Raw genomic sequence first — 20,133 nt, 5'->3', positions numbered from 1 at the left:
TACACTGTGAATTATATCCCCTGTATGATTACGATAGGAAACTTTACTTGCGGACTGCTGGCGATTCATTCCTTGTTATATCACAACATTCATTCAGCAGTGCTATTCATTTTTACCGGCATGTTTCTCGATTTCTTTGACGGGATGGCAGCACGTAAGCTGAATGCCGTTTCTGATATGGGAAAAGAACTGGATTCATTTGCTGATCTGGTGACATTTGGTGTGGCTCCTTCTATGCTTGCGTACAGTGTCTCATTATACGCCCTTCCGTTTATCGGGATTTTATGCGCATTGACGTACAGCATTTGCGGAATGCTTCGCCTCTCTAAATTTAACATTGAGCAAAGCAAGCTCCCGACCTTTATCGGAATGCCGATTCCATTTGCGGGCATGTGTCTCGTGATTCTAAGCTTTGTCTATAACCCGATCCTGCTGGCAATCGGCACTTGCGGACTTTCATATTTAATGGTGAGTAAAATAAAATTCCCTCACTTTAAAAAACATGCGGCAGAAAACCTGGAGTCTGAGAGATGGAATTAGTTCAGCAGCTCATAGCGGATTACGGTTATATCGCTATTTTTTTGATGTTGGTTCTAGGGATTGTTGGACTGCCGATTCCAGATGAAGTAATGATGACCGTTGTTGGTTACTTCACGCATACTGACGTGCTGAATTATGAGCTTTCGGTTTTGATCAGCTTTGTGGGGGCTTTGTTAGGTATGCTGATCAGCTACATGATCGGCAGAAAAGCCGGGCGCCCGTTTATCGACAAGTACGGCAAGTGGGTCGGATTAAAAGAAAAGAGAATGATGAAAGTAGAAAAATGGATGAATAAATACGGCCCATATTCTCTTATTTTTGGTTATTTCATTCCCGGCGTCAGACATGTAACGTGTTATTTTTCGGGAATCGGCAAAATGAACTTAAAAACGTATATTACGTTTGCGGCAATCGGCGCCTTTTTATGGTGCTTTATTTTTATTACAATCGGAAGGGTTATAGGGATTATTCATGTTTAATACGGCTGTAAAGATTCTGTATCGATCATTGATAGAGCTGACGAATCATCGTTTGTCATCCTATCTGATTAAAGGATTTTGTGAGTCTAAAATCAGCAAACCGGTCATTCCGCTTTTCTCAAAACATTTTCGGCTGAATTGGGATGATGTGGACGGTACGGCCGCTGATTACGGTTCGCTGTCCGAATTGTTCATTCGACAGATTAATCTGGAGCGCCGCCCGGTGTCAAAAGAGGCTCATGCGGTAGTCAGCCCTGTTGACGGGGTGGTTCAGACAGTGGGAAAAATCAACCCGAATCAAACCTTTACGGTAAAGGGGAAAGATTACTCATTCGCTGAGCTGACCGGCTGTAAAAGCGCAGACCATCTATACAACGGCGGATACTTTGTGGTGCTGTATTTAAGCCCGCGGCATTACCACCGTTTCCATTCCCCGATCAGCTGTAGGTACCAAAAGCTGGCCGAGCTTGGAAATCGCTCATATCCGGTAAATCAATTAGGGTTAAAATACGGAAAAGATGTGCTGTCGAAAAATTACCGGTTTGTGTACGAGCTGAATGGCGGTACTCGAAATGTCCTGATGATTCCTGTCGGCGCGATGAATATTAATTCTATCGTGCAGACGAGTACACGGGACGAGCTGGAGATCGGCGAGGAGCTTGGATACTTTTCATTCGGCTCAACCGTCATTTTGATTTTTGAAAAAGACGCGTTCCAGCCGTCCGCCAATTTAACAGAAGGCCAGGAAGTCCAAGTCGGAGAACTGATAGGTTACGAAGAATAAAAAGAGGAGCTTGCATAAACTGCAGCGCCTCTTTTTTTGAAGAAAGGTGAAACTCATGGAGAAACAAATCATCAGCTGGATCACAGATTATCAGAACACCGGAGATGAAGCCGTCCTGCGGCAAGTGCGGGAAGCGTGCTGGCCAATTGTTGAAGCGGTTCTGCAAGAAAAGGCAACAGATGAAGAGCAAGCGAGTGATTTGCGCGAGAAAGGAATCGAGCGTTTTCCGTTCATCATCAGCAAATACCAAGCGGATGTGCAGCTTCCGGTTGAAATATTTTACGAAATACGTATCGGTTTTACTTTCATCAGGTGATGAGAGGATCCAGCTAAAGCTTCTTTCAATAGAGAAGCTTTTTTTGTTGGTGAAAAAAGGAAACTTTTTCTGTATCAATCTCGTAACTACTAGAGAACTTTGCAGAAAAGGAGAGATAGAATTGAAACGAATGATAGTGAAAATGGCTCTGCCGCTGCTGATTGTCTGTCTGGTGTTTACTTCTTTTTCAGCCTCCGCCCGAGCTGCTTCTGAAGAAAAACATTGGAATCGCTGGATTGAACGACATGCACATCCGCTGGATTCTTCCGATGCCTCAAACAAAGACCTTCGCTTTCTAAAGAAGGTGCTGAAAGGAAAACGAATCGTTCAGTTAGGAGAAACCACACACGGCGCTGGCGAAATCAATGCAACAAAGGTCCGAATGATCAAATACCTCCACGAAGAACTGGGATATGATGTATTAGCCTTTGAGTCTGGCTTTTCCGATACAAATGCATCCTACCTTAACATGGATCAATTAACCTCTAAAAGCACGATGAAAAACTCCATTTACGCCGTTTGGCACACAGAAGATGTCGTTGAACTGTTTGATTACATGAAAGAGCAAAAAGAGAAAGGCGATCCGCTTATCCTTACTGGATTTGATATTCAAAGCATGAAGAATTCATTCAATGATGCTGCAAACCAATGGGTAAAAGCGGTGAACCCTGAAAAAGCAGAGCTGCTCTCCCAATCAGAAAATGACTTTTCAATATTGGTGACTAACAGCAACACGTTTGATGAATTTACGCAAAAGAAAGAAGCGCTTGTGAAAAACTATCAGGAGCTGATCAAGTTCGCTGAAACACATGCTTCAGAGCTAAAAGCACACCTTCCGAAAGAGCCGAAAGCTTATGAGATGTTTATGCATTCCCTTCAGCTAAGAATTGACGTAATGGAAACGTATATGCTGGAAGAAATGAAAGAAAAACTAAAGGATTATCCCGATAATATTGAGGATTTTTCATTCTATATGAGAGACCGCATGATGGCTGAACAATTTCAGTGGGTTGCGGAAACCCTTTATCCGAAAAAGAAGATCATTGTCTGGGGCCACAATTACCATCTTCGCAAACAGAATACCAAAATGATAAAGGACTGGGTACAGCTAAACGGCCCTAACATGGGGGATTATTTGCCGGAGCGGCTGAAAGAACAAACATATACGATTGGCATTTATGCATATTCAGGCGCCAGTCTCGATAGCGATAATAAGACCGTTACGCCGGTCACAAGCCCGCCGCCGTCTGGAAGTCTTGAAGCTTTGCTGAAAGCTGCGAACCACCCAGCTGTCTTTGTTGATTTTCTCCATACAAAAAACAAGAAAGGCACTTCGTGGATGTACACCACGCGGACAGTACTCTATTGGGGGATTACGGAAGAGCAGATGATCCTGAAGGAACAATATGACGGTGTCATTTGGCTGGAGCATATCACGCCATCAGTCATTATCAAGTGAGCAGCATCCCTCCTGTTATACTACAGGAGGCAGTTCAACTTATCATTTGATAGTTTTCAGATAACTACTTTTATTAGTAAGTTAATGGAAAATACCGTTGGTTATTAATAAATCCTTGTGCCGCTTGGGTTTGTAAGAGCTTGGATATTTTTATCAGTCTGTGCGGATATGTTCATCTTTGTGGCATTTTCCTGTATGATATAGTAAGAGTGTGCATAGCAACTAACTATAATTGAACAGGGTGTTTAAATCATGGAAAAACAATACAGAGTATTACTTTACTATAAATATGTTCCGATTGAAGATCCAGAGGCGTTTAGAGAGCAGCATCTGGCTTTTTGTAAGGAGCTTGGTTTGTTAGGCCGTATCCTTGTTTCTTCTGAAGGAATTAACGGAACGGTATCAGGTACGGTTGAGCAGACTGAAAAATATATGGAAACAATGAAAGCTGACCCTCGTTTTGCGGACATGGTATTTAAAATTGATGAAGCAGAAGACCATGCGTTCAAAAAAATCTTTGTCCGTCATAAAAAAGAGCTTGTAACGCTTCGTCTTGAAGATGATGTGGATCCGAACGAAACAACAGGTCAGCATTTGAAGCCTGCAGAATTTTATGAGAAAATGCAGGATCCAAACACAATTGTAATCGACGCGCGTAATGATTACGAGTATGATCTTGGCCATTTCAGAGGAGCAGTCCGTCCTGACATCGAGGCCTTCCGTGAATTGCCTGAATGGATCGAAGAACACAAAGACATGCTTGAAGGCAAACAGATTTTAACGTACTGCACAGGCGGCGTGCGCTGTGAAAAATTCTCAGGCTGGCTGGTGAAGCAAGGCTTTGAAGATGTAGCACAGCTTGACGGCGGAATCGTGACATACGGAAAAGATCCTGAGGTTCAAGGCAAGCTTTGGGACGGCCAGTGCTACGTCTTCGATGAAAGAATCAGCGTGCCTGTCAACCGTGTCGAGCATGTGATTGTCGGAAAAGACTACTTTACAGGTGAACCGTGTGAGCGTTATGTGAACTGCGCAAATCCATCTTGCAACAAAAAAATGATATGCACACCGGAAAATGAGTATAAATATATGCGCAGCTGCAGCCACGAATGCCGCACGAACCCAAGAAACCTGTATGTTTCAGAGCACAATATGACAGAAGAAGAAGTGAACGCAAGACTGGCAGCGATTGAAAAAGAAGAGCACGCTGCTGCTGAATAATCGAAAGAACACCTCGGGAATGAGGTGTTCTTTTTTTATACGCTTTCGGTTTGTCCGTTTGCAGAGGCCCATTCTTTTTCGCGGAAGGCCTTTTCCCATTTTGACACCACGATGCAGGCCATCGCATGCCCCGGTACGTTCACGCCCGTTCTCGCCATGTCCATGACACGGTCAACGCCCGCAATAATGGCGACGCCTTCAGCAGGAAGCCCTACAGCATTGGCTGTTGCCAGAAGAACAACAAGCGAGCCGGACGGAACAGCTGCAATGCCTTTACTTGTCATGACAAGCACAAGCATCATCAGCAGCTGCTGAGACAATGTCATGTCTACATGAAAGGCCTGCGCCAGAAAAATACAGGAAACCGATAAATATAAGCTGGAGCCGTCACAGTTCAGTGACAAGCCGGAGGGAACGACAAATGATACCACTCGTTTCGGGCAGCCGTATTTCTCCATTCTGTCCATCAGCTGGGGGAGAATGGTTTCGGTGCTGGTGGTGGAAAACGCGATCAAAAACAGATCCCATATCATTTTTAACACTTCGAAATACTTAATATGAAAGATGAGACCGACAAGCGGAAAGAGGACAAAGAGGATCAGGAACAGACCAAGGAATACCGTGCCAACCAGTTTAAACATAGGGAGGAGGAGTTCGATGCCATATTGGCCTACAGAGGCTGCCATCAGGGCTAACACGCCAATAGGAGCAGTCACCATAACGATTTGCGTGAGTTTGAACATAATTTGAGCGGTGGATTCAAAGAAATTCATCACTGGTTCAGAGGCTTTGCCAATGCCGGCCGCGGCGACACCAAACAAAATCGCAAAGAAAATAACGGCAAGCAAATCATTTCTGGCCATGACATCAATAATGTTTGTAGGAATAATATCGAGGATCATTTGTTTGAAACTAACAACTTTGTCTGTGTAGCCGGAAAGTTCATTGATATCTTTTTTCGCCAAATGGGAGAGGTCAAGCCCGACACCCGGTTTTAAGACATTCGCTAATACAAGTCCAAGCCCCAATACCAATGTGGTAATCACTTCAAACCAAATGATCGTCTTGATGCCGAGACTGCCCATTTTTTTCATGCTTCCGCTTCCTGCAGCTCCGATGACAATGGTAGAAAACACAATCGGCACGACAATCATTTTAATTAAACGAATAAACCCATCTCCGACAGGCCTCAGCGCCATCCCGAAATCAGGAAAAAAATGGCCGACCACTGCGCCAATAGCCAAAGCGATTAAAATTTGGAACGCGATCAATTTTCTCAAATGAATCCCCCTTTTCATGATGATAGGATGAGGCATATTCATATCATTCGTAAATCAAATGAAAACACCTTATTTCAAATTTTATTTTGATAGCGCTTTCATTATGTTGGCGAAAAAGTCCCCCGCATCAGGGGGGACTTTCTTACTTCATTTGAATGTGCTTCATATCTTCTTCAGATACATTTGTGAAAATAACCGGTGTCACAGCGGATGCGGCATGCTGCTTGATGTAATCGAGATCAAATGTAAGAAGCAGTTCGCCTTGTTTGACGGCTTGTCCGCTCGTCACATGTGCTTCAAAGCCTTCCCCGCTCAATTTGACGGTATCAATGCCGACATGAATCAGAATTTCGGTGCCTCCGGCGCTCATAAAGCCGATGGCGTGCTTCGTCGGGAAAATGGAGACGATTTCGCCGTCCGCAGGGGCGACGACTTTTCCTTCTGATGGATCAATCGCAAACCCCTCGCCCATCATTTTTTCTGAAAAGACTTGATCAGGCACGTCTGTCAGAGAGACCGTTTCTCCCTTGAGCGGATAAATAAAGGTCTCACCGGAAGCAGGCTTCTGCTGTTTATCAGTCTCTGTTTCAAGCGTGGCGGCGGTGTCGGGGACGCCTCCGGCAATGATCGTTTTGATGTCGTCTTTTAAGGCATCGGATTTTGTTCCGAATATCGCCTGGAAGTTGTTGTTGACTTCCAGCACACCTACTGCACCAAGCCGTTTTAATTCATCCTTGCTGACTTGGCTCGGCTGATGAACGGTCACACGAAGTCTTGTAATACACGCATCCAGGTTGGCGATATTTTGCTGTCCGCCCAAGGCCTGCAGCACGTGAAAGGCAAGCTGGTCTTTTGCGACAGGAGCTTTTGCCTCAGTCTGATCGGCTTCATCTGTTTCACGGCCGGGTGTTTTCAAGTTCCATTTCAAAATCGCAAATCGGAACAAATAATAATAAATGAATGCAAACACGATCCCGACAGGAATGACAACCCAGCCGTTTGTCGACAGCCCGTAGTTCAAGACGTAGTCAATGCCGCCGCCTGAGAACGTATAGCCGTGGCGGACATGGAATAAATCACAAACGACAAAGATGACGCCGGCGAGAATAGAGTTAATTAAATAAAGCACGGGCGCAACGAACAAGAAAGAAAACTCAACCGGCTCTGTAATGCCTGTCAGCATAGATGTGAGCGCCGCAGAAATCATCACGCCGGAGATCATTTTCTTCTTTGCTGGACGCGCGGTATGGATAATGGCAAGAGCAATTGCCGGCAGACAGAAAATCATGTAAGGGAAATCTCCCATCATAAAGCGCCCAGCTGTCGGGTCTCCTGCGAAAAACCTTGTCAGGTCACCGGTTACGGTGCTGCCTGTTGACGGGTCTGTGTATTCTCCCATCATAAAATAGAAAGGTGTATAAAAAATATGATGCAGGCCAAAAGGAATCAGCAAACGATAGATCGTTGCATAGAAGAACAGGCCGACTGTTGAATCGGCAATTAAACTGCTGGCTGCGTTAATTCCGTTTTGGATCAGCGGCCAAACAAATGAGAAAATCACGCCGATTACCAATGAACTGATGGAAGTAATAATCGGGACAAACCGTTTGCCTGAGAAAAATCCAAGGACCGGATGCAGCTCGATGGATGAAAAACGCTTATATAAATATGCGGCAAGAAGCCCGATGATGATGCCTCCGAATACCCCCATATCAATGAGGTGCTCAGCTCCTTCATACGGAGGCTGAAGGCCGAGTAATTTTCCCATGTTGTCGAGGGTGACGGTCAAAATTAAATATCCAATGACAGCGGCAAGTCCGGCTACACCTTCGCCGCCGGCTAAACCGATCGCGACCCCCATGGCGAAAATCAGCGGCAGGTTATCGAATACAACGCCGCCGGCATCCTTTATAATAGGGATGTTCAGTAAATCCTTGTCACCGAAACGAAGCAAAAGACCGGCTGCCGGCAGGACGGCAACCGGAGTCATCAACGCGCGGCCAAGCTGCTGCAGAATTTGAAATGCCTTTTTAAACATGACAGTCTCCTTTTATTGTTTTATGAGTATGATGTATTCTTTAATTTTTGAGCTGCTTTTTGATCGGCGATAACGGTTACATGATTGTGTTTTTGAAGAATTGAGGCTGGTACATCTGTCGTGACAGGACCTTCAGCCATCTTTTGAATGGCATCTGCTTTTTCTTCGCCGCTGGCTAAAAGCACAATATGTTTGCTGAATTCCATGATGGTTTTAATGCCCATAGAAATCGCGAGTCTCGGCACCAGCACAGGATCACCGCCGAAGAATCTGGCATTTGCCTGTATCGTGCTTTCTGACAGCTTCACAACTCGTGTCCGATCCTCAAAATCAGATCCCGGTTCATTAAAACCGATGTGGCCATTGGCGCCGATGCCGAGAATTTGAACATCAATGCCTCCCGCCTGACGAATGAGATCCTCGTATACCTTGCATTCAGCCTCAAGCTGCGGATTGTCTCCTTGCGGGATATGGATATGGCCAGGCTGCATATTAATATGCTGAAAAAGATGCTCATGCATAAAATGGTTATAACTTTGCGGATGAGATGGAGAGAGACCAGCGTATTCATCCAAATTAAATGTAGTAACCTTTGAAAAATCGATTTCACCTGCCTGATAGTCTGAAATCAGCTGCTTGTATAAGCCGACCGGCGTGCTTCCTGTTGCCAGGCCGAGAACGGCATCTTTCTTAGCCTGTACCTGTTCTTTAATAATGTTAGCGCTTAACTTACAGAGTTCTTCATAGTGCTCGGCGATCAGAATCTTCATGTGACACCCCCTCAAAGAGATAGACAAGCACCATATTTGTTATGATCAATTTATGATACTTGTCATTACGAATTTAGCACCACCGTTATCAAACTGTCAATATTAATTTCTGAAAATTTGTTATAAAAGAAGGATACAAATCTTTCATATTGGGCTGGCAAATGGTATTATGGTCTCAATCAAAAAGAACGGTTTGCATACAGAATGGGGAGAATGAAATGACAGCTTTATATTCTGTTATCAAGTTTAAAATCATTGAATTAATTAAGTCGGGCAAGTATCAGGCGAATGATCAGCTGCCGACGGAGAGCGAATTTTGCGAACAATATGATGTCAGCAGAACAACTGTGAGACTGGCCCTGCAGCAGCTTGAGCTTGAGGGATATATTAAGAGAATTCAAGGAAAAGGAACATTTGTATCGGCAGCAAAAATACAAACGCCGATTCCGCATAAGATTACGAGCTTTGCAGAACAAATGAGGGGCCTGCGTTCTGAATCAAAAGTGCTTGAGCTTGTGGTGATTCCGGCTGATCACTCCATTGCCGAGCTTTTGAAAATGAAAGAGAATGAACCTGTCAACAAGCTTGTCAGAGTCAGGTACGCCGAGGGGGAGCCTTTGCAGTATCACACCTCATATATTCCTTGGAAAGCGGCACCGGGGCTGGCGCAGGAAGAGTGCACCGGCTCGCTGTTTGAACTGTTAAGAACAAAATACAATATTGAAATCAGCAGAGGCACGGAATCGATCGAGCCGATTTTAACGGATGAAACGATCAGCGGCCACTTGTTAACCAATGTCGGAGCGCCTGCGTTTTTATCAGAATCTCTCACCTATGATAAAAATGAAGATGTGGTGGAATATGCGCAAATTATTACGCGGGGAGACCGAACGAAATTCACCGTAGAACAGTCATATCATTCATAAAGCAATGCGTTTTAAGAAGGGAATGGTGGTTCTATGTTTTTATTGACGAATGGAAAAGTGCTGTGGGGGGCTGTCATTGCGGCTTTCATCCTTTCAATCGTGTTTTACCCGTTTCTGCCGGCGGAAATGCCGATTTCATTATGATGGAACGAACAGTCCGGATATGACGGTTAACAAGCTGGCAGGAATAGTGATACTTCCTGTTTTGATGGTGGTGTTTGCATGGGCGCAGAAGATCAATTGGCAATTTGTGATTGCGGTGTATATTTTGCTGATTTGCCATATTGTCGTCCTGTATTTAGCAATCTAAATCAGACAGCCGGAATGGATCTGGCTGTTTTTCTTTTATTTCATCTTCATTTGACAATGAATGTGGTGTATAATAGCTGATGATCCTAAAGAATATTCTGAAATTTATAGGTTTGAAGCGGCGTATGATAAAAGGAGAGGCTGTATACTTTTTGCAGCTTTAAAAAGACTGAATATTTAAACAATTATGGTGTGAAAGGTGTGCTGATCAAATTGAATAAGCTTATCGAACGAGAAAAAATTGCATTTCATAAGGAAAAGCCCGACCCGTCATCCTTAGGATTCGGAAAATATTTTACAGATTATATGTTTGTGATGGATTATGAAGAGCGAATAGGCTGGCATCATCCGAGAATTGCCCCGTACGCGCCGCTTACGCTTGATCCGTCTGCATCTGTTTTTCATTACGGCCAGGCTGTCTTTGAAGGGCTAAAAGCGTACAGAACGGAAGATGGCAGGGTGCTGCTGTTCCGGCCGGATCAAAATATCAAGCGGCTGAACAGATCGTGTGAGCGCATGAGTATGCCTCCTTTAGACGAAGAGCTGGTGCTTGAGGCATTGACGCAATTAGTTGAGCTGGAGAAAGATTGGGTTCCAAAGGAAAAGGGTACGTCACTGTATATTCGTCCGTTTGTCATTGCCACAGAACCGAGTCTCGGTGTGAAGGCATCGAAAAGCTATACATTTATGATCGTGCTTTCTCCTGTCGGCTCCTATTATGGCGATCAGATGAAGCCGGTTAGAATCTACGTCGAAGATGAGTACGTTCGGGCGGTGAACGGCGGAGTCGGCAGTGCAAAAACATCCGGAAATTACGCGGCCAGCCTTCAGGCGCAGCGGAAAGCGAATGAGCTGGGCTATGACCAGGTGCTGTGGCTGGACGCCATTGAAAAGAAATACGCGGAAGAAGTAGGGAGCATGAACATTTTTTTCGTCATTAACGGGGAAGCTGTCACACCGGCTTTAAGCGGAAGTATTTTAAGCGGAGTAACACGTGCGTCTGCGATTGAACTGATTCGCAGCTGGGGCATTCCGGTTCGTGAGGATAAAATTTCGATAGATGAGATTTATTCGGCTTCTGTACGCGGGGAATTGACAGAGGTCTTCGGAACGGGCACGGCAGCGGTCGTTACGCCTGTCGGTGAACTCAATATTCATGGGAAAACGGTGATTGTAGGCGACGGACAAATCGGGGACATCTCGAAAAAGCTGTATGAAACGATAACAGATATTCAGCTCGGCAAAGTAAAAGGGCCGTTCAACTGGACGGTGGAGGTTTGAAGATGAAAAAGAACCTGCCTGGAGGCAGGTTCTTTTTATTTTGAATGAGTCATATCAGCAGTCGGCTGGCTTTTGCGGTTTTTGGCATAATACACTGCATAGCAGATGGCCATAAACGGAATGCCGCAATACAGTGCGATTCTTTGATTCGGATCAAAGGCTATGCCGATGACGGAAGCCAGGCATAACAGGAACGCGGCAATCGGCACGAACGGATACCAAGGGGTCCGGTATTTCAGATCGGCGACCTTGTTTCCCGCTTCGACATAACGTTTTCTGAACATGAATTGAGAAGCGGCAATCCCCATCCATACGACTACGACCGCAAAACCGGAAATCGATACGAGCACAACGTATACAGTGTCTGGCGCAAATACGCTGGACAGCAATGACAGAATGCCGCCGATCATGCTGAACACCAGCGCGTTAAACGGGGTTCCTTTTGACGTCAGCTTTGCAAATGTCGGGTGAAGCGTCTTTTCTTTTGATAAAGACCACAGCATCCGGGAAGAAGCGTAAAGACCGGAATTAGCAGCTGACAGGATCGCTGTTAGGATGACAAAGTTCATGATATCGGCTGCATACGGGACACCGACTCTTTCAAAGACAGCGACAAACGGGCTTTTGATAACGCCTGCATCTTGAATCGGAATCAGTCCTGACAGCACAAAAATCCTTCCGACAAAAAAGAGTGAAAGACGCCAGACTGTTGTTTTAATCGCTTTTGGTATCGTCTTGTCGGGATCAACGCTTTCTCCGGCTGCGATTCCGATCAGTTCAGTTCCCGAGAAGGCAAAATTGACGGACAGCATTGTCATCAAAATCGGGACAAATCCATTTGGAAAGAGCCCGCCTTCCGCTGTGAAGTTGGACAGCATCGGAGCGGCTTCTCCGCCTTGAATCGGGATGATGCCGAACATGGCAGAGCCGCCTAAAAGAATAAACAATATAATGGCTAATACTTTAATGCTGGAAAACCAAAATTCTGATTCAGCGAAAAACTTGACTGAAAATGCGTTCAGCAAGAAAATGAACAGCGCGAAGACGGCACTCCACATCCAAACAGACGTATGGGGGAACCAGCGCTGCATTAACAGGCCGGCTGCAGTGAATTCTGATCCCAATGCCACGGTCCATGTCAGCCAGTACAGCCAAGCGACTGTAAACCCGGTGCCCGGACCTATGTATTTGGCTGCATAGGTGTGAAAGGCGCCCGTGACAGGCATGGCCACTGACAGCTCACCGAGGCACAGCATGACCAAATAGACGATTCCGGCGCCGACTAAGTAGGCGAGTATCGTTCCCGCCGGGCCTGCCTGCTGAATGGTATAGCCAGAGCTTAAAAACAGCCCGGTTCCGATGACACCCCCTAAGGAAAGCATAAAGAGGTGCCGGCTTTTCATACTTCTCTGAAAGTTTGTCTCATTCTTGTTGTGAGCAGATTTCATCTTTTTCCAACTTTCTATCGGCGATTTATTTCCTTCCTAATAAAAAATCTCATGTCAGCGAGTGACACGAGACTCCGGCGAACCGGCTTTTAGATAGAATATACAAACAATTCCGATAAGTCAAGTTGTTTTTAAAGAGCGCGCCCAAGCCGCAATTTCTTTGATATCTTCAGGTTTTGTCCGACAGCAGCCGCCAATCAGCTTCGCGCCTTTTTCATGCCACATGCGGGCGCTTTGTCCGTAAGGTTCTGCGCATGCTGCGCCGTTCCACGTTTTTGTCTCCGGATCATATTGCTCGCCTGAATTCGGGTAGGCGATGATCGGTTTTGCTGTGTGCTTTTTTAACTCCTCTATTAAAGAAGGGATATGCTGAAGCGGCGTGCAGTTGATGCCGAGCGCTGCAATTTGGAGGTGCTCATCGAGCCATGACGCGCAGCCAGCGGCAGGTGTTCCGTCACTGATATGCAGGCCGTCTTTGGCACTGAAGCTGATCCACGCATACGTTTCAGGAAATTCCTTCAACAGCCGCACAATCGCTTTTGCTTCGGTCAGACACGGAATCGTCTCGCATGCCAAAACATCAGCTCCGGCTTCGATCAGCGCTTTCATGCGGGGGCGATGAAATTCAACAAGTTCATCCTCTGAGATTCCGTAGTGACCGCGATACTCAGACCCGTCTGCAAGATATGCGCCATAAGGGCCTATAGAAGCCGCAATGATTGGTTTTGGCCGATTCAAACGGTTCTCTTCAAGTGCCCAAAATTCATCACGTGCTTCAGCTGCGATGCTGACGGACATCTCGATGAGCCGGCGTGCTTTCGCTTCGCTCAGCCCGCGTGCGGCAAAGCCTTCAAACGTAGACTGGTAGCTGGCGGTGATCGCACAGTCAGCGCCTGCCGCGAAATAATCAGTATGAACTTGTTTAATCAGGTCCGGCTCTTCCATCAGGATTTTTGCCGACCAAAGACTGTCGTTCAAATCACAGCCCTTGCGTTCCAGCTCGGTCGCCATGGCGCCGTCTAGCACAATAAGCGGGTATGTATCTAGTATGTGTTGGATAGGATTCATAGAATGTACCGATGCCTTCTTTCAGATTTTTTTGAAAAAGATATGAAAATCGTAATGGAGGCTTACGTGTTTGTCAATAAACGCAAAAGGGAAAGGTGCTCAGCCCGTATGTCTGAACACCCTTTTTTTACGATATTTGTTTGTTGTGTGTGTCAGCCTGTGTCTCAGAAAGCGGCCAGCATTCAATGCCATTGTGGTTTTTGAGCACACTTTTATAAAAAACCGGATCTTTGCCTGCTTTTTTCTGGCGTGTATAGTCTTGCAGTGCCGCAAAAACGACCTTTGATAATAAGAAAATCGCAATTAAATTCACGACGACCATCAAGCCCATGAACAAATCAGCCAGATCCCAGACGAGCTGGACTTTGGCAACACAGCCAAACACAATCATAGCCAGTACGCCGATACGGTAGATAAAAATTAGTTTTTTGCTTTTGTTCAAAAAGCCGATATTGGTTTCGCCATAATAATAGTTTCCGATTAAAGCACAGAATCCGAATAACAAAATCAGAATAGCGAGAAAGCCTGATGCCCACGATCCGACATGGGAGCTGAGAGAGGCTTGTGTCAACGCAATTCCGCTTAGTCCCGGAGTATGGTAGGCATCCGAAAACAGGATGATAAAGGCGGTGCTTGTACAAATGACTAGTGTATCTGACAGCACACCAAGCGCTTGAATCAGTCCCTGTTTGACAGGATGGCTTGTCGTTGCGGTGGCAGCGGCATTCGGTGCGCTTCCCATTCCTGCTTCGTTTGAAAAGATTCCACGTCTGACACCCTGCATTAACGCTGCACCCAAAGCGCCGCCGGCGGCCTGGTCAACACCAAATGCATTTTTCACGATAAGTGCAATCACGTCCGGCAGCTGCGTAATGTTGGTGAAAATCACGAAAAACGCAACTCCGATATACAGGACAGCCAATACGACGACAATGGATTCAGCCAGCTTCGCAATGCGCTTTACACCGCCGAAAATAATCGTGCCGAACACAGCAATTAAAATGAGTCCCAGAGTCAGGCGGTTTGTACCGAACGCATTTTCAAAGGCGAGACTGACTGTATTTGATTGGACCGAGTTAAAGACAATACCGAACGACAAGGTAATTAACACAGCGAAAAGCGCGCCCATCCACCTTTTGTTCAGCCCTTTTTCCATATAATAAGCCGGCCCGCCGCGGAAGCCGTTTGCATCTTTTACTTTATAAATCTGTGCCAGTGTGCTTTCCACAAAGCTTGATGCTGATCCGATAATGGCGATAATCCACATCCAGAAGATTGCACCTGGCCCGCCGAGTGCAATGGCGATGGCAATGCCCGTAATATTTCCCGTTCCGACACGGGCCGCCATGCTGATGCAAAAGGCTTGAAACGGAGAAATGGTGTTTTTCGACCGGGAAGCAGCACCTTCTCTTAACACTCTCACCATTTCTTTCAGCATGCGAACCTGTAAAAACTTAAGCCTGAACGTAAAATAGATTCCCAGAGAAAGGAGCAATACAATTAATAGCTTTGACCATAAAAGATCATTTGCGATACCGACGATATGTTCCAGGATTTGCTGCATACAATCACCTCTTTTTTATGTTTAAAAAATGCTGAGCTCCCACTCTTGCGCCATATGTTTCAGCATCATACCGCCAGTGAGGCTGTTGCCGTATTCGTCAATGGCAGGCCCGTAAATGCCGATACCGCATCCGGATTGAAAAGGCTGTTCTCTTCTGGCGCTTGGAGGAACGAGAGCCATGATGCCGCCGGAGACGCCGCTTTTGGCCGGCACGCCGACAAACGCCGCATATTTGCCTGAAGCGTTGTACATGCCGCACGTCAGCATTAACGCCTTGGCCAACTTTGCCACGTCCTTTGGAATCACTTGCTGACGGCGAATCGGATGATAGCCGTCATGGGCAAGGATCATGCCGATCAATGCAATGTCTTCAGTGGTGCTCTCCATAGCGCATTGCTTCAAGTACACCTCAAGTGTTTCTTCTACTTCAGCTTCTAAAAAGTTTGTTTCTTTTAAATAGTAGGCCAGCGCTCTGTTGCGGTGGGCGGTTTCCCATTCAGAACGGAACACTTCCTCATGAATTCGCGGCCGTTTTCCTATCAGAGTTTCCATCACCGAGTAAAGAAACTCGAGCTTTTCGTACGCCGATTCTCCGGGAAGAATCGAAGCGATGGTGAGGGCACCCGCGTTGATCATAGGGTTAAATGGCTTTCCCGGCTTGTTGATTTCGAGCCGAATGATTGAATTAAAGGCGTCACCTGTCGGCTCGACATCTACACGGTCCAGCACATAGGGAATGCCGCGGCTCATGCAGGCGGCGATAAAGCTGATCACTTTTGAAATGCTTTGCAGGGTAAAAGGGACGTTCCAATCGCCGGCATGTATCATCGTTCCGTCAGGCTCCAATATACAAATGCCAAGCTGTGAGTCATTGACTTTTCCTAAAGCGGGGATATAGTTTGCACTTTGTCCATTGACGGCAAAGGGGCGATAGTGCTCCACCCAATCATGCAGTTGAGACGCCGGATCTATTTCTATTTGGGGCTCTTTTATCAATTCTTTCATCGAATTCCTCCTCACTGTTTTTCTTCTTTAAGGACTGAGGTTTATCAAAACGAAGGCTGAAGGGGCATTAAACGCTTTCATAAAAGCGGAAGGTATATTTACTGTATAATGGCGACTACAGAATCATACAAAATACGACAAAAACATTTTGAAAATAAGCCGTAAGATTTATAAAAACCTCATGTTCTGGGTCAAAAGAAATTTGCAGGTTTTCTGCCATTTCCCCAAAATAGAAACGAGGATGTGATCATCATAAAACTGGAACGTTTCTTTGAAAAAGACGGATATATACTGGCTCTCATGCTGATTACGGTGCCGCTGGCCGGTGAACTGAAATTTTATCCCCTCAATGAAGAATTCCGGGTCAGCTTTGGCGCACCGGTTTTTTTCTTCTTTTTATCGTTGCTGCGGCATGTGCCCGCTGTGCTGCCGGGTTTTCTGACTGGAGCGGCTGTTTTCGTCTTTCGCGTCTTGCTGGAATTATGGGGCGGGGGACACAGTGGACTGACTCCGATTCTGTATGACCAAGCGTCTGGCTTTTTCTTTTATATGACTTACGCCTGTCTGTTTTCCGTATTAAAGGCTAATCGTTTCCGCGAGCGGCCGGTTATGCTCGGTTTTATCGGCTTTATGATTGAAATTGTGTCAGATTGTGTCGAGCTGGCTGTGCAGTTTCTCATTTTTCATACGGTTGTCACGCCTGAGAAAATCACGGATATCGCAGTGATTGCGATTTCTCACACATTTATCGTCATGAGCTTTTATACTGTGCTGAAGCTGTATGAAACGCAGTCTAGAGAAAAACAGACAAGACAACAGCATGAGCACATGCTGATGATCGTTTCCAATTTATATGAAGAAACGGTGCATTTAAAAAAGACATTGAAAACGACAGAGAAAGTGACGAACGATTCGTATCAGCTCTATCGGGAAGTGAAGGGCGAGGATGATCAGCTCAGCGGAAGAATCCTGAGGCTGGCCGGAGAAATTCATGAAGTGAAAAAGGACAACCAGCGGATATTCGCAGGGCTTTCAAAACTGATTTCTAATGAGAGCTTAAGAGATTATATGAGGGCTTCTGATTTGCTGCAGCTTGTGATTCGAATGAATGAAAAGTACGCTGAAGCACTGGAAAAGCAGATTGATTTTCACTGCTCGATAGAGGGAGAACATGACGAATATCACGTATTTATCGTGCTTTCAATCATTAATAATCTAACGGCAAATGCAGTAGAGGCCATGGGAGAAGAGGGGATGATCAGCCTGAGGCTCCGTAGGCCAAATGAGAGTATGGTAGAATTCCAGGTGGAAGACAATGGTCCCGGTATTTCTGAAAAAATAGGAGACATAGTGTTTGACCCGGGCTTTACTTCAAAATATGACGAATTTGGCACGCCTTCTACGGGAATCGGACTTTCCTACGTGAAGGAAATAGTGACTGAACTAGATGGGGATATTACGTTTGATAATCAGCAGCGGGGAGTGGTGTTTGCCATCAGGCTGCCTGTCCGGCATTTGATTCAGAAAGGATGAACCGAAAGCTATGCGTTTTTTTATCGCTGATGATGACCGTGCAGTACGGTCAATTTTAAGGCAGATCATTGAAGATGAGGATCTCGGGGAAGCTGTTGGTGAAGCGGACGACGGGAGCCAGGTAGAAGGGCATTTGCTGCATTTCAAGCAGATTGATATTTTATTAATCGATCTGTTAATGCCCGGAAGAGACGGCATTGAGACGATTCGCCAGCTCCAGCATACGTACTCCGGCAAAATCGTGATGATCTCTCAAGTGGAAGCGAAGGAAATGGTCGGGGAAGCGTACTCGCTCGGCATCGAATATTTTATCCATAAGCCAATTAACCGCATTGAAATTGTCACGGTCCTTCAAAAGGTGAAGGAGCGGATCGAGCTTGAGCAATCGATTGGGGCTATTCAGCACTCTCTAAGCCGGCTTGTCAATCGAACTGAACAGAAAGCGCGTCCTCAGCAGCAAAGTGACAGCGGCTTAAAAGAAGCAGGAACATTCCTGTTGTCTGAGCTGGGCATGATGGGGGAAGGCGGCGCACATGATCTCATGGCGGTGCTGCAGTATTTAGCAGAACATGAGCAATCTGAGCCGTACGAAAAACATATCCCTTCGCTCAAACAGATCTTCACCCAAGTAGCGGAACGGAAGCTGGGGGCAGGGGCATCCGAAACGGAAGTCAATCGAGAAATGAAAGCCTCGGAGCAGCGCATCCGCAGAGCGATTATCCATTCACTGCACCATTTTGCTTCATTGGGCACAACTGATTTTTCTAATCCGAAATTTGAAACCTATGCATCGAAATTCTTTGATTTTCCGGTTGTCAGCCTGAAAATGAAAGAACTCCAATCCAAGGATGCAAAACCTCTCGCCCCTGCAAGAGTAAATATGAAAAAATTCATCCACGTGTTCTTTTTGGAAGCGAAGCTTTTGCACGAGACGATGAAACAAAGAAGGATGTAACCCAAAACAGCCGGCTGTTCCGGCTGTTTTTTTGTTGTGCCGGAACCACGGCGGGACAGCGATTTCCTGTTTTTTTATAAAATATCAGAAAATAAAGATATTGACTTATTGTTTATTTGTCTTACAATTAAACAAAAGGATGTAGGGAAGGAGCGGATGTGAAACCAAAAAACAATAAAAGCGCTTTCAGTCAGGGGCTGTATACACAAATAACAGGAGGTTATGTTGATGAGCCGTATTAGAAAAGCACCCGCTGGAATTTTAGGTTTTCCGGTTGCACCTTTTAACACACAAGGAAAACTGGAGGAAGAAGCTCTTTTTCAAAATATCGAGTTTTTGCTGGAAGAAGGCTTGGAAGCGATTTTTATCGCTTGCGGGTCTGGTGAATTTCAATCTCTCAGCCAGAAAGAATATGAGCAAATGGTGGAAGTCGCAATCTCGGCAGCCGGAGGAAAGGTTCCGGTTTACACGGGGGTGGGCGGCAACCTCAGCACAGCGCTTGAATGGGCGCAGCTGTCGGAGAAAAAAGGCGCCGACGGCTACTTGATCCTGCCTCCTTATTTGGTGCATGGCGAACAGGAGGGGCTGTATCAGTATGCGAAAACGATTATTGAAAGCACCGATCTGAATGCGATTCTGTATCAGCGCGATAATGCCGTTCTCTCTGTTGAACAGATCAAGCGGCTGACCAAGTTTGAACAGCTTGTCGGTGTGAAGGACGGGGTGGGGAATATGGATTTGAATATTAACCTCGTCTATACGCTCGGCGACCGTTTAGGATGGCTTAACGGAATGCCGATGGCTGAAGTGACGATGCCGGCTTACCTGCCGATCGGGTTTCACTCCTATTCTTCAGCGATTTCAAATTATATCCCGCATATTTCCCGGATGTTCTATGATGCATTGAAAAACGGAGATGACGAGCTGGTGAAGGAGCTCTATCAGCATGTGATTCTTCCGATCAACGACATTCGCAAACAACGAAAAGGATATGCCGTATCTTTGATTAAAGCGGGCATGGAGATCATGGGATTGAATGTGAGAAACACAGCCAGACCGCCTGTCGGTCCGGTTGAGAAAGAGCACTATCAGCAATTGGAAGCGATTTTGAAGCAGGCGGCTGACCGTTTTCCGAAAAAAGCCGCGACGGTTTGATG

General features: G+C 45.9%; 17 protein-coding genes and 2 pseudogenes. 12 read left to right on the top strand and 7 right to left on the bottom strand.

Going from position 1 to position 20,133, the window contains the following annotated elements; translation table 11 throughout:
• Nucleotides 1–6: 6 nt before the first annotated feature.
• The 6 genes and pseudogenes from pssA to trhO all read left to right on the top strand — a co-directional run bounded on the left by pssA (nucleotide 7) and on the right by trhO (nucleotide 4,799).
• Nucleotides 7–540, top strand: a complete 534-nt coding sequence (pssA, locus tag AC0DBE_RS11755; protein ID WP_041520843.1) for a CDP-diacylglycerol--serine O-phosphatidyltransferase — start codon at nucleotides 7–9, stop codon at nucleotides 538–540.
• On the top strand, nucleotides 531–1,019 hold the full coding sequence (locus tag AC0DBE_RS11750) for a DedA family protein (protein ID WP_041520844.1): 489 nt from the start codon (nucleotides 531–533) through the stop codon (nucleotides 1,017–1,019). The genes pssA and AC0DBE_RS11750 overlap by 10 nt, the downstream gene beginning before the upstream one ends.
• The gene (locus AC0DBE_RS11745) at nucleotides 1,012–1,803 is read left to right on the top strand and encodes a phosphatidylserine decarboxylase (RefSeq protein ID WP_472962220.1); all 792 of its coding nucleotides are present in this window, start codon (nucleotides 1,012–1,014) and stop codon (nucleotides 1,801–1,803) included. Before AC0DBE_RS11750 ends, AC0DBE_RS11745 begins: the two co-directional genes overlap by 8 nt.
• A gap of 55 nt (nucleotides 1,804–1,858) precedes the next feature.
• Nucleotides 1,859–2,136, top strand: a pseudogene (locus tag AC0DBE_RS11740) (hypothetical protein).
• Between the two features lie 104 nt (nucleotides 2,137–2,240).
• On the top strand, nucleotides 2,241–3,578 hold the full coding sequence (locus AC0DBE_RS11735) for an erythromycin esterase family protein (protein WP_472962218.1): 1,338 nt from the start codon (nucleotides 2,241–2,243) through the stop codon (nucleotides 3,576–3,578).
• Between the two features lie 252 nt (nucleotides 3,579–3,830).
• Nucleotides 3,831–4,799 (top strand): oxygen-dependent tRNA uridine(34) hydroxylase TrhO, encoded by a 969-nt coding sequence (gene trhO, locus AC0DBE_RS11730; RefSeq protein ID WP_003223769.1) that lies wholly within the window; start codon nucleotides 3,831–3,833, stop codon nucleotides 4,797–4,799.
• Between the two features lie 35 nt (nucleotides 4,800–4,834).
• On the opposite strand, the gene gltP is transcribed toward trhO, so the two are convergent.
• The 3 genes from gltP to nagB all read right to left on the bottom strand — a co-directional run bounded on the left by gltP (nucleotide 4,835) and on the right by nagB (nucleotide 8,887).
• Nucleotides 4,835–6,079 carry a glutamate-aspartate/proton symporter GltP gene (gene gltP, locus AC0DBE_RS11725; protein ID WP_472962216.1) on the bottom strand — a complete coding sequence of 415 codons (1,245 nt, stop codon included), beginning with the start codon at nucleotides 6,077–6,079 and terminating at the stop codon, nucleotides 4,835–4,837.
• A 142-nt stretch (nucleotides 6,080–6,221) separates the two neighbouring features.
• Nucleotides 6,222–8,117: a glucose-specific PTS transporter subunit IIBC gene (gene ptsG, locus AC0DBE_RS11720; RefSeq protein ID WP_472962214.1), complete on the bottom strand. Its 1,896-nt coding sequence runs from the start codon at nucleotides 8,115–8,117 to the stop codon at nucleotides 6,222–6,224.
• Nucleotides 8,118–8,137: 20 nt separating this feature from the next.
• Nucleotides 8,138–8,887 carry a glucosamine-6-phosphate deaminase gene (gene nagB / locus AC0DBE_RS11715; protein WP_087987892.1) on the bottom strand — a complete coding sequence of 250 codons (750 nt, stop codon included), beginning with the start codon at nucleotides 8,885–8,887 and terminating at the stop codon, nucleotides 8,138–8,140.
• Between the two features lie 218 nt (nucleotides 8,888–9,105).
• Here nagB and gamR point away from each other — a divergent pair, with 218 nt between their 5' ends.
• From gamR to AC0DBE_RS11700, 3 genes and pseudogenes are all read left to right on the top strand, one after another.
• Nucleotides 9,106–9,813: a transcriptional regulator GamR gene (gene gamR, locus AC0DBE_RS11710; RefSeq protein WP_003241365.1), complete on the top strand. Its 708-nt coding sequence runs from the start codon at nucleotides 9,106–9,108 to the stop codon at nucleotides 9,811–9,813.
• A gap of 33 nt (nucleotides 9,814–9,846) precedes the next feature.
• Nucleotides 9,847–10,123: pseudogene (locus AC0DBE_RS11705) on the top strand (DUF1648 domain-containing protein).
• 212 nt (nucleotides 10,124–10,335) lie between these two features.
• The gene (locus tag AC0DBE_RS11700; protein WP_472962241.1) at nucleotides 10,336–11,403 is read left to right on the top strand and encodes a branched-chain amino acid aminotransferase; all 1,068 of its coding nucleotides are present in this window, start codon (nucleotides 10,336–10,338) and stop codon (nucleotides 11,401–11,403) included.
• 35 nt (nucleotides 11,404–11,438) lie between these two features.
• Here AC0DBE_RS11700 and mmuP read toward each other — a convergent pair whose 3' ends face one another.
• From mmuP to AC0DBE_RS11680, 4 genes are all read right to left on the bottom strand, one after another.
• Nucleotides 11,439–12,851, bottom strand: a complete 1,413-nt coding sequence (gene mmuP / locus AC0DBE_RS11695) for an S-methylmethionine permease (protein ID WP_472962211.1) — start codon at nucleotides 12,849–12,851, stop codon at nucleotides 11,439–11,441.
• A gap of 120 nt (nucleotides 12,852–12,971) precedes the next feature.
• Nucleotides 12,972–13,919 carry a homocysteine S-methyltransferase gene (gene mmuM, locus AC0DBE_RS11690; RefSeq protein WP_472962210.1) on the bottom strand — a complete coding sequence of 316 codons (948 nt, stop codon included), beginning with the start codon at nucleotides 13,917–13,919 and terminating at the stop codon, nucleotides 12,972–12,974.
• A gap of 127 nt (nucleotides 13,920–14,046) precedes the next feature.
• Nucleotides 14,047–15,483: an alanine/glycine:cation symporter family protein gene (locus AC0DBE_RS11685; protein WP_072181582.1), complete on the bottom strand. Its 1,437-nt coding sequence runs from the start codon at nucleotides 15,481–15,483 to the stop codon at nucleotides 14,047–14,049.
• 21 nt (nucleotides 15,484–15,504) lie between these two features.
• On the bottom strand, nucleotides 15,505–16,488 hold the full coding sequence (locus AC0DBE_RS11680) for a glutaminase (RefSeq protein WP_472962208.1): 984 nt from the start codon (nucleotides 16,486–16,488) through the stop codon (nucleotides 15,505–15,507).
• Nucleotides 16,489–16,788: 300 nt separating this feature from the next.
• Here AC0DBE_RS11680 and glnK point away from each other — a divergent pair, with 300 nt between their 5' ends.
• From glnK to kdgD, 3 genes are all read left to right on the top strand, one after another.
• The gene (glnK, locus tag AC0DBE_RS11675) at nucleotides 16,789–18,021 is read left to right on the top strand and encodes a sensor histidine kinase (protein WP_213407959.1); all 1,233 of its coding nucleotides are present in this window, start codon (nucleotides 16,789–16,791) and stop codon (nucleotides 18,019–18,021) included.
• 10 nt (nucleotides 18,022–18,031) lie between these two features.
• Complete coding sequence (gene glnL, locus AC0DBE_RS11670; protein WP_014112513.1) at nucleotides 18,032–18,976, top strand: glutamine utilization two-component system response regulator GlnL; 945 nt, start codon at nucleotides 18,032–18,034, stop codon at nucleotides 18,974–18,976.
• A 228-nt stretch (nucleotides 18,977–19,204) separates the two neighbouring features.
• Nucleotides 19,205–20,131: a 5-dehydro-4-deoxyglucarate dehydratase gene (gene kdgD, locus AC0DBE_RS11665; protein ID WP_072565677.1), complete on the top strand. Its 927-nt coding sequence runs from the start codon at nucleotides 19,205–19,207 to the stop codon at nucleotides 20,129–20,131.
• Nucleotides 20,132–20,133: the final 2 nt, after the last annotated feature.

The organism is Bacillus sp. VA15, from assembly GCF_055721145.1.
The sequence above is the reverse complement of the archived record's forward strand: the minus strand, read 5'-3'. Positions and strand labels throughout refer to the sequence as shown.